This window comes from Flavobacterium agricola (genome assembly GCF_025919725.1).
Lineage (GTDB): Bacteria > Bacteroidota > Bacteroidia > Flavobacteriales > Flavobacteriaceae > Flavobacterium > Flavobacterium agricola.
Genome location: NZ_CP081495.1, coordinates 569,376 through 581,732, shown reverse-complemented (window position 1 = coordinate 581,732; position 12,357 = coordinate 569,376). Strand labels below are relative to the sequence as shown.

Sequence of the window (12,357 nt, the reverse complement as noted above, 5' to 3'; positions counted from 1 at the left end):
TAAATATAACAAGAAAAAAAGGTAATATTTGGTGTTAATTTACTTATTTTTAAATCTAAAATTAAATATTATTTTTGTTTCAAACTAAATATACAAAGCAATGAATACTTCTAAAATTATAGAAATCATTATGTACTGCTTACCAGCCTTACTTACAGGCGGCGTTGCCTATTACTTTTTTAAAATGCACGTAGATAATGAAGAAAACAGAAGGCGTTACCATTTACTAAAAAGTACACAAAAAGATGTGTTGCCTTTAAAACTTCAGGCGTACGAACGTATGACTATTTTTTTAGAACGAACCAACCCAGCTAAATTAGTTTTGCGTATTAGTCCAATGGACCAGAATCCGACCAATTATGCTAACATGCTAATTCAAACCATAGAAAATGAATTTGAACACAATTTGGCACAACAAATTTATATGAGCCCAGAAGCTTGGCAAATAATTAGCAAATCTAAACATGCTATTATTTCAAACTTTAGACATTTAAGCACAAAGGTTGAAACCGCAGACGAATTACGCACCTTAATTTTAACCAACATAGCAACCGAAAACGAAACATCAACCAACTTAGCGTTGTTGTATATAAAAAACGAAGTAAGCCAACTTATTGGATAAAACAAAAGCCTTTAGGAATTCCTAAAGGCTTTTGTTTTATTTGTAATATTCATTTAAAAACTGATTTACATTCGTTTCTATTCGATTTGTAATGTTGCTTACGTCTGCTTTTACAAACTTTTCGCCCATAATTTTTTCGTACAATTCAATATATCTTTCCGAAACGCTTGCAATATATTCGTCGTTCATTTCTGGAACTTGCTGCCCTTCTTTACCCTGAAATCCGTTAGCAATTAACCATTGGCGAACAAATTCTTTAGAAAGTTGTTTCTGATCTTCTCCTTTTTCCTGACGTTCTTGATACCCATCAGCATAAAAATAACGTGATGAATCTGGTGTGTGAATTTCATCAATCAAAACAATTTTACCTTCTTTGGTTTTACCAAATTCGTATTTTGTATCAACTAAAATTAATCCTTTAGATGCCGCTATTTCTGTACCACGCTGAAACAAATCACGTGTATATTTTTCTAAAACTAAATAATCAGCTTCACTAACAATACCATTAGCCAAAATTTCTTCGCGAGAAATATCTTCATCATGATCGCCTAAATCAGCTTTTGTAGATGGGGTGATAATTGGAGTAGGAAATTTATCGTTAGCTTTCATTCCTTCGGGCATAATTACACCGCAAAGCTCACGTTTTCCAGCTGCATATTCTCGAGCTGCATGGCCAGATAAATATCCACGAATAACCATTTCAACCTTAAACGGTTCGCACAAATGCCCAACAGCAACGTTAGGATCTGGCGTAGCTAATAACCAATTCGGAACAATATCTTGCGTAGCTTGCATAAATTTTGTTGCCATTTGGTTTAAAATTTGGCCTTTATATGGAATTCCTTTTGGCATAACCACATCGAACGCAGATAAACGATCGGTAGCAATCATAACCAATAAATCATCGTTAATGGTATAAACTTCTCTTACCTTACCATGGTACACGTTTTTTTGCCCCGGAAAGGTAAAATTGGTTGTAGTTATTGTTTGCATAATTGTTGTGTGTTTTAAGCATCAAATATACAAACTTGTTACGAATTTATACAAGATTAGTTGGGCTTATTTTAATGCCTGATGCGCTATAAAAGCTTGTTGGTACAAGGTAATAAAAACCTCGTCTGTTCTATTTTTTAAGGCTTTTAAGGCAATCTCATAATATTTTTTGGCCGTTACTATTTGTCCTTGTTCGGCAGCACAAAAACCTAAATAATAATGTAACGCGCCATAAATATCTTTAAAGATGGATTTGATGGTTTTATTTTTAAGCAAACGCTGACTTTCACTGTAAACAAAGGCTGTATATTGCTTCTGCTGTATTGCTAAAGTAAAAAAATCGAAAGCTAAGTTTACATAAATTTCCAATTCATCTACCGCAGTAATTCCAAAACGCTGTTCTAAGCTTGTAACTAATTTATACGTTTTTTTTAATCGATTGAGATCTTGCTTTTCAACCAACCTAAAGCTTTGCAGGTAAATTAATTTATAAATATTGGCTTTTAAAGTAATGTTAGCTTCTATTTGCGTTAGTTGTTTTATATAAAATAAAAACAAATCTATATTATTAGCTTTACTTGCGGTTGCTAAAGCCAATTCTAAATTTTGACTTTCGTACTGAATTAAAAATCCGTCCTAATAAACCGATGCAGCACATATTAGTAAAAGTTGTTGCTGTTCTGCATCTTCAGAAAATTGTGCATAAGTAGTTAAAATTTGTCCGTACAAATAACAAACACAATCGTAATAAACCAACGAATTAAAATAACCCGAACCTTGGTTATTTTTAAAATACGCGCTCATAACGTCGTAACAGCTTTTTACATAAAGTTCAGCCTTTTTTAAAAAAGCTTCGTTCTGAGTTTCAAAATACAAATCATACAAATGTTGCCCAATGTAATACTGGCTGATTGCGTTTTGAGGTTTTAATTCAGGAATATGATTTCCTAATAAATTTTCAGGCTCGGCATGTAACAGCTTAGCACATTCAAAATAACGAACTACGTAAGATTGAAAATACGGATCATCACCCGCCAACATTTGCTGATAATAACAAAAGGCTTTTTCATATTTCTGAAAATCTAAAAAATACGTATTAGCAAGAACAGCCTGAAGTTTAGAATTGGATGGAAATCGAGCGGCTTCATATTTTAATTTATCTCCATATTTGTTATAAAAATCGGGTAAAGTAATACAACCAAAAGAAGTTTTATTGTTGCGAATAATAGCAAAAAGCAAAGCAATTAAATTTGGTGCATTATTTATTTGTTGATTTTCGTACAATTGATTTAATATCACACCATATTTTAAAATTTTAGTTTTTGATGTGTGATTGGCCCATAAAAAATGAAACCACAAATACATTTCTGCTGTTTTAAATTCTTGCTGTTTTAAAAAATACAAGCCTAAATATAAATTACGATCGCTGCTATACGGATCGTGTAAAAATGAAGATCCAAGTAATTGATAAGCGTAGCTTTCCTGATTTATTTCTAAATACGCCTTTGCTAAATCGTAAAAAGTGCTAGCTAAAACAGCATCTTTTTGATGCAAAGGCATTGCAATTAAATGAATATCAATAAGCTTATTTTCTAATAATTGAATAAGATTTATAGGTGCAGCTTTTTTTGCAACTACCCATTGCATCCACGTATAACCTTCTAACTTATGTTGGTTGTAAGGTGCCTGATTTACTATAAATTCAGCATCTTTATAAACCGATTCATAATCATGAAACAACCAATCTGAATTTAATTGTACGCGTTGCAAACGCAACTTAAAATCATAAGGATTCTCGCTCAGCAATTCATCTAAAAGAAATAAAGCCCGATTGCCCAAGTTTATAATACTTGGATCGGATTTTTTATTTTTAGCAAGTGCTTTTTTTAATTGGGTTAAACAATCTTGTAATTGTTCAACACGAGTAAGAACAACCATAAAATATTCATCAAAACAGACACTATTTTAACTAATATTTTCTTACTTTATTGTGTTACGGAAGTAAAAATGCGGTTATATAAATTTTGAAGTAAAGCTTTACCATCGCGATTATCTTTAGGCAATTCTTCGGCAGTTAATCCACTCTCAGATTCCATCAATTTATAGCTAAAAGCAAATTGCGGCTTCGTGGCATCATCTTTTAGTAAGCCAAAACGCAAATCGTTAAACAAAATGCCTTGCTCTGTTTGTTGCAAGGTAAACCATCCTTCAGAAATATTTACCAATTGGTTATAAACCGGCTGCATTTGGTACGGTTCTGCCAAATACAAATTTCGATCATAGCTTTTAAAAGGCATTGGTTGGGCATCAAATACAGAGAAATCACTTAATAAAAATGCATCGTTGGTCATTACATTAATGTTCCATAAAACAACATTACTAAAGGTTGGTTTTACTATAATTTTGGTATACGTAATATTTTGACCATGCAATGCATTTTTAACCTGCTGAGTAACGTAAATTTTTAATACAATACCTAAAAGTAAATAGCAAGAAGTAATTACAAAACCAATTTTAAGCCATTTAGCTCGTTTTATTGGATTGCTATTTTTGTAAACTAAAAACAAAAAAATTAACCATGGAATGGTATAGAAAAAATCGACCACAAAAATGGATTTTATGGCTGCACGATACGGCAATGGCCAAAATATTTGAGTGCCCCAAGTTGTAAATGCATCAAGCAACGAATGGGTAAATAGTATAAAAAAGCTGGCATTTATGGCTTGAAAAAGCTTTACATGGCCTTTTTCGAGCTTAAACATAATGGCACCAATGGGAACCGATGCTAATAAAAAAAATAATATGGAATGACTGAAACTGCGATGCATAGCAATAGCCGTAATAGGATCGAACAGCTTACCTAAATAAATATCTAAATCGGGCAAGGTTGCAATAACGGCACCGTATAAAAAAGCTTTATTTTTAAGTTGTTTACCTAAGCAAAGTTCGGCCGTAGCAATTCCGACAGCAATTTGTGTTAATGAATCCATTTTATTTATTTTCCAACAATTCGGCTTGTAATTTTTTTGTAAGGCTGTTAAACACTAAGTTGTACGAATCATGAATCCATTGTTTTAACAAGTTCTGCGATGAAACTTGGTTAACGGTTACCGTTACCCAATGTTTTTTATTCATATGATATCCTGGTTCAACAAAAGAATAGTTGGCCAAGTATTTTTCAACATTTTCGGGTAATGCTTTAATATTCATTCGCGGTTCATTACTATCCCATTGTGCAATATCAGTAAGTAAAAATATTTTACCCCCTATTCGAAATACCAAAGTATTTTCATCAAAAGGCGTATCATACGTTACCGAACCAAAACTTTGAACCAAATCTATAAATTGAACTAAATCCATAATTACTGATAAAAAAACCCTCATAAAACTGAGGGTTACTGTTTATTTCATGCTTAAAATAGAATCTACAATATATGCGGTATTACCACGCCACGGAATAGCGTTGTGATATTCTTTGTAACGTAAGTCAAAAACTTTACCGCTATTTTTTTCAAGTACTTCAAAAATTTCTTTATCCACTACAGAAAATTCAAATTCGTAACTTGAAAACTGCCCTTTTTTGGTACCGCCAAATCCTTCTTGAATTAGCATACCTTCGTAAGTTTTAAAAACATTTCCCTTTTTAACGGCATAATTTAAATAGCCCGATTTAACACCTTCTCCAAAAACAAAATAATATTTATAATATACAATTCCGGCCAAGGCTAAAAAGATAACTATAAACAAAGGAATTAAGAATTTTTTCATACTATGAACTAAATAATGGTTGATTGTATGTAAAAATACAGCTTTTATCTAATTTTGGTGTTTTGTTAGCAATAAAACTTGCATAAAATTTTAAAAAATCGTGCTGCTTAATTAAATACCAATACTTTGGAAACAATCGATGTAATTCATATCGGATTTGTAACCCTAAATTTACTACCGCTCATAGATAACAATAAAAATGATAATTAATGTTTGGTATCTAAGTCCAAATTTAGATACAAAACATTAACTTTTTCTTTTTTGTCTGACATTTTTTTAGTCAACAATTCGTCTTCAAAATAAGCAATAACTTTTTCTGGTAAAAATTCGTTATTTTTTTTATAAACCTTATCTAAAGCTTTTATTTTATCTTGATCTGAAATGCTTAACAAAGTCGGAATATCTAAAATTGTATTTGCATCCCGATTGTATTGCATCGCATTAATAAGCTCAAACTGTTTTTTAATGGCTTGCGCACATTTTGGGTATCCTAAACGGATTAATCCTTTATAAGCATTAACATAACAGCTGTATCCCCAGTTGCTAAAAAAGTGTAAAAAACCAAGCGCAGTTACTTCATCTTCTAACAAATAAAGCGCTACTAATTCTTGCCTATTTTCAGACAACAAATTCCAATCGCCGTTATGTTGTGATAAAAATTCAATCGTATCAACCGTTAAGCGATACCATTTTTTAAATTGAATTTCGTTAAAACACCATTGCTTAAATGTATTGGCTGCTTCATCACCTAACAAAGCACTTTTATTAAAGTAATAAAAAGCCATTTCGAATTCATTTTTATAATAATAAGCAAAACCTACTCGGTAGTTCCAAAGTGAATCATTTTTACCTAAAACTTCTTCGGTTAATAAAACTTTTAAGGCTTTATCAAACTCGGATATATTATTATATGCGCGACCTAAATATCCTTTCAGCTCAAAGTTCAAATCCTGAACGGGTATTTGTAGCAAAGCTTGAATAATATTTATGTGATTGTCTTGTTCGTGCCAATCAGCAATTTTACTAATAAGTTCATTTTTCATTGGCTATGAAATAAAAAAACGGGAATAAGCAATAAGGTTAATCCTTAAAGGTATAGAAGTAAATATAAATATTATTTTAAATTTTACCATAAAAAAAGGTCGTTTAGCAGAACTAAACGACCAAATCATTATTTTATATTGAACTATACGTGTAAAGCTCTATTTTCTGTTGCAGCCAAAGCAGCTTCCTTAATCGCTTCTGCAAACGTTGGATGCGCGTGTGACATACGAGAAATATCTTCTGCTGATGCACGGTATTCCATAGCAACTACAGCTTCAGCAATTAAATCTGCTGCACGAGCACCTACAATGTGAATCCCTAAAACTTCGTCAGTATTTTTATCAGCTAAAATTTTAACAAATCCATCTAAATCAGCACTTGCACGAGCACGTCCTAAAGCTTTGAATGGGAATTGTCCTGCTTTATATTCTTTTCCTTCAGCTTTTAATTGCTCTTCTGTTTTACCAACAGCAGCAACTTCTGGCCATGTATAAACTACACCAGGAATTAAGTTGTAATCAATATGAGGTTTTTGTCCAGCTAAAAATTCAGCAACTAAAACACCTTCTTCTTCAGCTTTATGAGCTAACATAGCACCACGAACCACATCACCAATTGCATAAATGTTTGCAGCAGTTGTTTGTAAGTGATCGTTAACTTCTACTTGTCCTCTTTCAGTAATTTTTACTCCAGCTTTTTCAGCATTTAATCCGTCTGTGTATGGACGACGACCAACTGCTACTAATGTATAATCACCTTCTAAAGAAACAACTTCTCCTTTAGCATTTAATGCTTCAACTAAAACAGTTTCTCCTTGGCGTTCTACTTTTTGTACTTTGTGCGAAGTATAAAATTTCATACCTGCTTTTTTAAGCACTTTTGTTAATTCTTTAGAAACCGCTGCATCCATAGTAGGTAAAATACGATCTGCATATTCTACTACAGAAACCTGAGCTCCTAAACGTAAATAAACTTGACCAAGCTCTAAACCAATAACACCACCACCAATAATGATTAAATGTTTTGGAACTTCTTTTAATTTTAAAGCTTCTGTAGATGTAATTACACGTTCTTTATCTAAAGTAATAAATGGCAAAGTTGATGGTTTAGATCCGGTAGCAATAATGGTATTTTTAGCCGTAATTTGCTCAACAGAACCGTCATTTTTAGTTACATTAATTGTAGTTGCATTTTCAAACGAACCTACGCCTTCAAAAACTGTAATTTTATTTTTGTCCATTAAAAACTTAACACCACCACAAGTTTGATCTACAACTGCTTGCTTACGAGCAATCATTTTTTCTAAATCAACTTTAAAATCACCAGCTAATTCAATTCCATGATCAGCAAAGTGTTTAATTTCATCTACGTGGTGAGATGAAGCTAATAAAGCTTTTGAAGGAATACATCCTACGTTTAAACATGTACCGCCTAAAGTTGAATATTTTTCAATAATAGCAGTATTCATTCCTAATTGTGCGCAACGAATTGCTGCTACGTATCCACCAGGACCTGATCCGATAACAACTACGTCAAATGAACTCATAGTATTTTTATTTTTGATATGTAACTTTGTTTTTTTGTGATACAAAAATACGCATTTGTTTTTCCAATTGTACTATAAATGCTATTTATTTTGTTAAGGAGAAGTAAAACCGTGTGTTTTTATAATCCGTAAAAAAAAGAGCCTGTAAAAAACAAATTGTATAATTTTAAATCTACTTATTTACTAGATTGACAACCTAATTTTTATTTTCTAACAACGGAACAAATTTAAAATCACCAAATTCGTGTTTTTCAAATTGCGATTCACTTACGCGAACCAATACCGTCATGATTTGTATTTCATCGCCTACCGGAATTACCAACCTTCCTCCTATTTTTAATTGCAACAACAAAGCTTCCGGTACGTAAGGTGCGCCAGCGGTTACAATAATACCATCAAAAGGTGCTTCGTTGGGCATGCCTTTATAACCATCGCCAAACGAATAAATTTTTGGACGAATGTGCAACTGATTAAAAATTTTAGCCGTATTTTTATACAACTCATTTTGGCGTTCAACCGTATAAACACGAGCGCCTAACTTTAATAATATAGCGGTTTGGTAGCCCGAACCGGTACCTATTTCTAATATTTTATCTCCATCTTTCACCTCTAAAAGTTCAGACTGAAAAGCTACTGTATAAGGATGCGAAATGGTTTGACCAGATCCAATAGGAAAAGCACGGTCTAAATAAGCAATATCTTCAAAGCTCGAATTTAAAAACAAATGTCGCGGAACGCTACGAATAGCTTCTAACACGCGCAAATCTTTAATTCCTTTTTGCTGCAACAAATTTACTAACTGATTGCGTCGTCCTAAATGTTTCGTGGTATCTCTCAAAATGCAATAAATAAATTTCAGCTCAAAAATAAGCGCTTACCTGCGATATTGCAACTTTAAACCCATTTTAGATGAATTTTAAATATTAATTCTTCGCTTTTTTATTTGGTAACTACCTTTTTTATATAGTACATTTGTTTACAAAATATTTTTTTATGCTTAAAATTGGCGTTTTAGGTGCCGGTCACCTAGGAAAAATTCATTTAAGACTTTTAAATCAATCTGAAAAATATAATTTAGTCGGCTTTTACGATCCTATTGAATCGAATGCAATTAAAGTTGCTGAAGAATTTGGTTACCACCGATTCACATCTATCGAAGCGCTTATTGCAGCCGTTGATGTGGTTGATATTGTAACCCCAACCTTAAACCATTACGAATGTGCAGTTCAGGCCATTACGGCAGGTAAACATATTTTTATAGAAAAACCAATTGCAACAACAATTGAGCAAGCACAAAATATAATTGCATTAGCAAAACAACATCAAGTAAAAGGGCAAGTTGGGCACGTAGAACGTTTTAATCCAGCTTTTAAAGCCGTACGCGAAAAAATAAACAATCCTATGTTTATTGAAACGCATCGTTTGGCCGAATTTAATCCGCGTGGTACCGACGTGCCTGTGGTTTTAGATTTAATGATTCATGATATTGATGCAATTTTAAGCGTGGTAGATTCTGAAGTAAAATCTATTCATGCTTCAGGAACGGCAGTTATTTCTGATTCTCCAGATATTTGTAACGCCCGCATTGAATTTGAAAACGGCTGCGTAGCTAACGTAACATCAAGCCGCATCTCAATGAAAAACATGCGTAAAGCTCGTTTTTTCCAAAAAGATGCTTATATATCTGTTGATTATTTAGATAAAATTTGTGAGGTAGTAAAAATGAAAGATGCGCCAGAAGTTCCGGGCGATTTTGATTTAATTTTACAAAATGCCGAAGGCGTTAAAAAACAAATTTACTACGACAATCCAACGGTAGAACCTAACAATGCAATTTTAGACGAGTTAGAAACCTTTGCTGATGCGATTAACAACAACACCCAACCAGTGGTAACATTAGAACAAGGTACAAAAGCATTAGAAATTGCATATCGTATTATAGAATCCTACTCCAAATAATTAAAAACTATTTGTTATATTTCAAAACTAAAAAACAAATTAAATCATGAAAACTATTGCAGTAATTGGTGCAGGAACCATGGGCAACGGAATTGCTCATACCTTTGCACAATCTGGATTTACAGTTAAGCTTATTGACATATCAGACAAAGCAATTGAGCGTGGCATGCAAACTATTGCCAACAATCTAGAACGAATGGTAACAAAAGGTACCATTACTGAGCAAGACAAGATTGATACCATAGGTAACATTATAACATATACTGATATTAAAGACGGTGTAGTTGGAGTAGATTTAGTGGTAGAAGCTGCTACAGAAAATGTTGACCTAAAATTAAACATATTTAAAACCTTAAGCGAAGTTTGTGATCATAACGTAATCTTAGCTTCAAACACCTCAAGTATTTCAATAACCAAAATTGCTTCGGTTGTAGTACATCCTGAACGTGTAATTGGTATGCATTTCATGAATCCGGTGCCGATTATGAAGTTGGTAGAAATTATTCGCGGATACAACACCACGAATGAAGTAACTAACATTATCATGGAACTGTCTAAAAAATTAGCTAAAACTCCGGTTGAAGTTAATGATTATCCGGGCTTTGTAGCCAACCGTATTTTAATGCCAATGATTAACGAATCTATCGAAACGTTATATAATGGCGTTGCAGGTGTTGAAGAAATTGATACCGTAATGAAACTAGGCATGGCACACCCAATGGGACCGTTACAATTAGCCGATTTTATTGGTTTAGATGTTTGCCTGTCTATTTTAAACGTTATGTACGACGGTTTTAAAAATCCAAAATACGCACCATGTCCGTTGTTAGTAAACATGGTTCAAGCAGGTAAATTAGGCGTAAAATCAGGCGAAGGTTTTTACGACTATGCACAAAGTAAAAAGGCAGAAAAAGTTTCCGATTTTTTCAAAAAATAAATCCCAACCTGCAAAATTCGTTTTGCAGGTTTTTTTAAGGTTTTAAAGTAGTAAACGCTCAGATATCTAATAAACAAGATTCCGTTTTCGTTTCTAATTTTAAAATTAAATTTTCAAAGCTATTTTCTCAGTCGGAGCTAATAGCTAAAACAGTAAATAAAATCTATTATCAGTGGCAAAAATTATTCCGTTTAAAGCTGTCAGACCCACAGCAGATAAAGTTAGCTTAGTTACCGCACGTACTTACGACGACTATTCTCCAGCCGAATTAGCCGCGCAACTAGATTTTAATCCGTATTCTTTTTTGCACATTATTAATCCTGGGTACGCGCTACAACAAAAAATCACCAACGAAAAGCGATTTAAAATGGTGCGCAACAAATACCTAGATTTTAAAAAAGATGCTGTTTTTAAACAAGAAACCGATCCGGTTTTTTACATTTACGAAATTCAATCCAACAAAAATACCTTTACCGGTATTCTTTGCGGAACTAGCATAGAAGATTATCAAAACAACGTAATCAAAAAACACGAAAACACGTTAGAATATCGGGTAGATATGTTTAAAGATTATTTGCACGTAACCGGTTTTAATACCGAACCCGTACTTATTACCTATCCTAACGAAACCGAACTAAATACCTGGTTAGCTGATCAAAAGCAAAATACACCCATTTATGAATTTTCGACTCATAAAAAAGAAAAACATATTGTTTGGCGCATTGCAGCTCCAACCGACATTGCTTGGTTAACGCAAAAGTTCAGCACCATTCCAAACCTTTATATTGCTGATGGTCATCACCGATCGGCATCCGCAGAAATGCTATACAATCAGGATAAAGAAACTAACAACGAAAACTTAAAATATTTTATGAGTTTTTTAATTGCTGATGATAATGTTAAAATTTACGAATTTAATCGATTAATTCACGATTTAAACAACCACAGCAAACAGGAATTTTTAAACCTTTTAGAAAAACATTTTATTGTAACCCCAAAAGGACAAGAAATTTGGAATCCTACTCAAAAGTTTCAGTTTGGTATGTATTTAGACGGGGCCTTTTATGCCTTAACTTTAAAAAAGGAAACGTATCAAATGCAAGGCGTTTTAAATCAATTAGATGCGCAAATATTATACGATACGGTTTTGCATCCTATTTTAGGCATTGGTGATTTACGTAATGACGATCGCATTGAATATTTACCAGGAACAAAATCAATTACGCAATTAAAAGAAAAAGTAGATTCTGGTCAATTTGAAGTTGCTTTTATGTTGTACCCCGTACACATTAACGAAATAAAACAAATCGCTGACAATCATTTAATTATGCCGCCAAAAAGTACGTACATTGAACCTAAATTTTGTAACGGCGTAATTATTTACGAAATTTAAAGAAAACGCAACGCTTGTAAAGTTTACATTTTAGTTTTCAAGCGATTAAAATATAATAATATAAACTAAATTTGTATTTACAATAATTATTTATG

13 protein-coding genes are annotated in these 12,357 nt (G+C 32.8%); 4 read left to right on the top strand and 9 right to left on the bottom strand.

Annotation, left to right across the window (positions count from 1 at the left end):
• Window positions 1-100 precede the first annotated feature (100 nt).
• The gene (locus tag K5I29_RS02850) at window positions 101-622 is read left to right on the top strand and encodes a DUF7935 family protein (RefSeq protein WP_264434348.1); all 522 of its coding nucleotides are present in this window, start codon (window positions 101-103) and stop codon (window positions 620-622) included.
• A 36-nt stretch (window positions 623-658) separates the two neighbouring features.
• Here the strand turns inward: K5I29_RS02850 and K5I29_RS02845 are convergent, their stop codons facing one another.
• The 9 genes from K5I29_RS02845 to K5I29_RS02805 form a co-directional block, all read right to left on the bottom strand.
• Window positions 659-1,615 (bottom strand): phosphoribosylaminoimidazolesuccinocarboxamide synthase, encoded by a 957-nt coding sequence (locus K5I29_RS02845; protein WP_264434347.1) that lies wholly within the window; start codon window positions 1,613-1,615, stop codon window positions 659-661.
• Window positions 1,616-1,681: 66 nt separating this feature from the next.
• Window positions 1,682-2,212 carry a hypothetical protein gene (locus K5I29_RS02840; RefSeq protein WP_264434346.1) on the bottom strand — a complete coding sequence of 177 codons (531 nt, stop codon included), beginning with the start codon at window positions 2,210-2,212 and terminating at the stop codon, window positions 1,682-1,684.
• Window positions 2,213-2,251: 39 nt separating this feature from the next.
• Window positions 2,252-3,553 carry a hypothetical protein gene (locus K5I29_RS02835; RefSeq protein ID WP_264434345.1) on the bottom strand — a complete coding sequence of 434 codons (1,302 nt, stop codon included), beginning with the start codon at window positions 3,551-3,553 and terminating at the stop codon, window positions 2,252-2,254.
• A 47-nt stretch (window positions 3,554-3,600) separates the two neighbouring features.
• The gene (locus K5I29_RS02830; RefSeq protein WP_264434344.1) at window positions 3,601-4,605 is read right to left on the bottom strand and encodes a metal-dependent hydrolase; all 1,005 of its coding nucleotides are present in this window, start codon (window positions 4,603-4,605) and stop codon (window positions 3,601-3,603) included.
• Between the two features lies 1 nt (window position 4,606).
• Complete coding sequence (locus K5I29_RS02825) at window positions 4,607-4,975, bottom strand: MmcQ/YjbR family DNA-binding protein (protein WP_264434343.1); 369 nt, start codon at window positions 4,973-4,975, stop codon at window positions 4,607-4,609.
• Between the two features lie 42 nt (window positions 4,976-5,017).
• Window positions 5,018-5,383 carry a hypothetical protein gene (locus K5I29_RS02820; protein ID WP_264434342.1) on the bottom strand — a complete coding sequence of 122 codons (366 nt, stop codon included), beginning with the start codon at window positions 5,381-5,383 and terminating at the stop codon, window positions 5,018-5,020.
• A gap of 206 nt (window positions 5,384-5,589) precedes the next feature.
• Window positions 5,590-6,426: a DMP19 family protein gene (locus tag K5I29_RS02815; protein WP_264434341.1), complete on the bottom strand. Its 837-nt coding sequence runs from the start codon at window positions 6,424-6,426 to the stop codon at window positions 5,590-5,592.
• A 143-nt stretch (window positions 6,427-6,569) separates the two neighbouring features.
• Complete coding sequence (gene lpdA, locus K5I29_RS02810; protein WP_264434340.1) at window positions 6,570-7,973, bottom strand: dihydrolipoyl dehydrogenase; 1,404 nt, start codon at window positions 7,971-7,973, stop codon at window positions 6,570-6,572.
• 196 nt (window positions 7,974-8,169) lie between these two features.
• On the bottom strand, window positions 8,170-8,811 hold the full coding sequence (locus K5I29_RS02805; RefSeq protein WP_264434339.1) for a protein-L-isoaspartate(D-aspartate) O-methyltransferase: 642 nt from the start codon (window positions 8,809-8,811) through the stop codon (window positions 8,170-8,172).
• A 155-nt stretch (window positions 8,812-8,966) separates the two neighbouring features.
• On the opposite strand from K5I29_RS02805, the gene K5I29_RS02800 reads away from it, so the two are divergent.
• The 3 genes from K5I29_RS02800 (at window position 8,967) to K5I29_RS02790 (ending at window position 12,262) form a co-directional block, all read left to right on the top strand.
• Window positions 8,967-9,932 (top strand): Gfo/Idh/MocA family protein, encoded by a 966-nt coding sequence (locus K5I29_RS02800; RefSeq protein WP_264434338.1) that lies wholly within the window; start codon window positions 8,967-8,969, stop codon window positions 9,930-9,932.
• 46 nt (window positions 9,933-9,978) lie between these two features.
• On the top strand, window positions 9,979-10,869 hold the full coding sequence (locus K5I29_RS02795; RefSeq protein ID WP_264434337.1) for a 3-hydroxybutyryl-CoA dehydrogenase: 891 nt from the start codon (window positions 9,979-9,981) through the stop codon (window positions 10,867-10,869).
• Window positions 10,870-11,041: 172 nt separating this feature from the next.
• Complete coding sequence (locus K5I29_RS02790) at window positions 11,042-12,262, top strand: DUF1015 domain-containing protein (protein WP_264434336.1); 1,221 nt, start codon at window positions 11,042-11,044, stop codon at window positions 12,260-12,262.
• Window positions 12,263-12,357: the final 95 nt, after the last annotated feature.

Bases quoted from the DNA above. Each gene is read 5' to 3' on its own strand.
- K5I29_RS02850 (WP_264434348.1), top strand. From the start codon at position 101: ATGAATACTTCTAAAATTATAGAAATCATTATGTACTGCTTACCAGCC.
- K5I29_RS02845 (WP_264434347.1), bottom strand. From the start codon at position 1,615: ATGCAAACAATAACTACAACCAATTTTACCTTTCCGGGGCAAAAAAAC.
- K5I29_RS02835 (WP_264434345.1), bottom strand. From the start codon at position 3,553: ATGGTTGTTCTTACTCGTGTTGAACAATTACAAGATTGTTTAACCCAA.
- K5I29_RS02830 (WP_264434344.1), bottom strand. From the start codon at position 4,605: ATGGATTCATTAACACAAATTGCTGTCGGAATTGCTACGGCCGAACTT.
- K5I29_RS02825 (WP_264434343.1), bottom strand. From the start codon at position 4,975: ATGGATTTAGTTCAATTTATAGATTTGGTTCAAAGTTTTGGTTCGGTA.
- K5I29_RS02820 (WP_264434342.1), bottom strand. From the start codon at position 5,383: ATGAAAAAATTCTTAATTCCTTTGTTTATAGTTATCTTTTTAGCCTTG.
- K5I29_RS02815 (WP_264434341.1), bottom strand. From the start codon at position 6,426: ATGAAAAATGAACTTATTAGTAAAATTGCTGATTGGCACGAACAAGAC.
- lpdA (WP_264434340.1), bottom strand. From the start codon at position 7,973: ATGAGTTCATTTGACGTAGTTGTTATCGGATCAGGTCCTGGTGGATAC.
- K5I29_RS02800 (WP_264434338.1), top strand. From the start codon at position 8,967: ATGCTTAAAATTGGCGTTTTAGGTGCCGGTCACCTAGGAAAAATTCAT.
- K5I29_RS02795 (WP_264434337.1), top strand. From the start codon at position 9,979: ATGAAAACTATTGCAGTAATTGGTGCAGGAACCATGGGCAACGGAATT.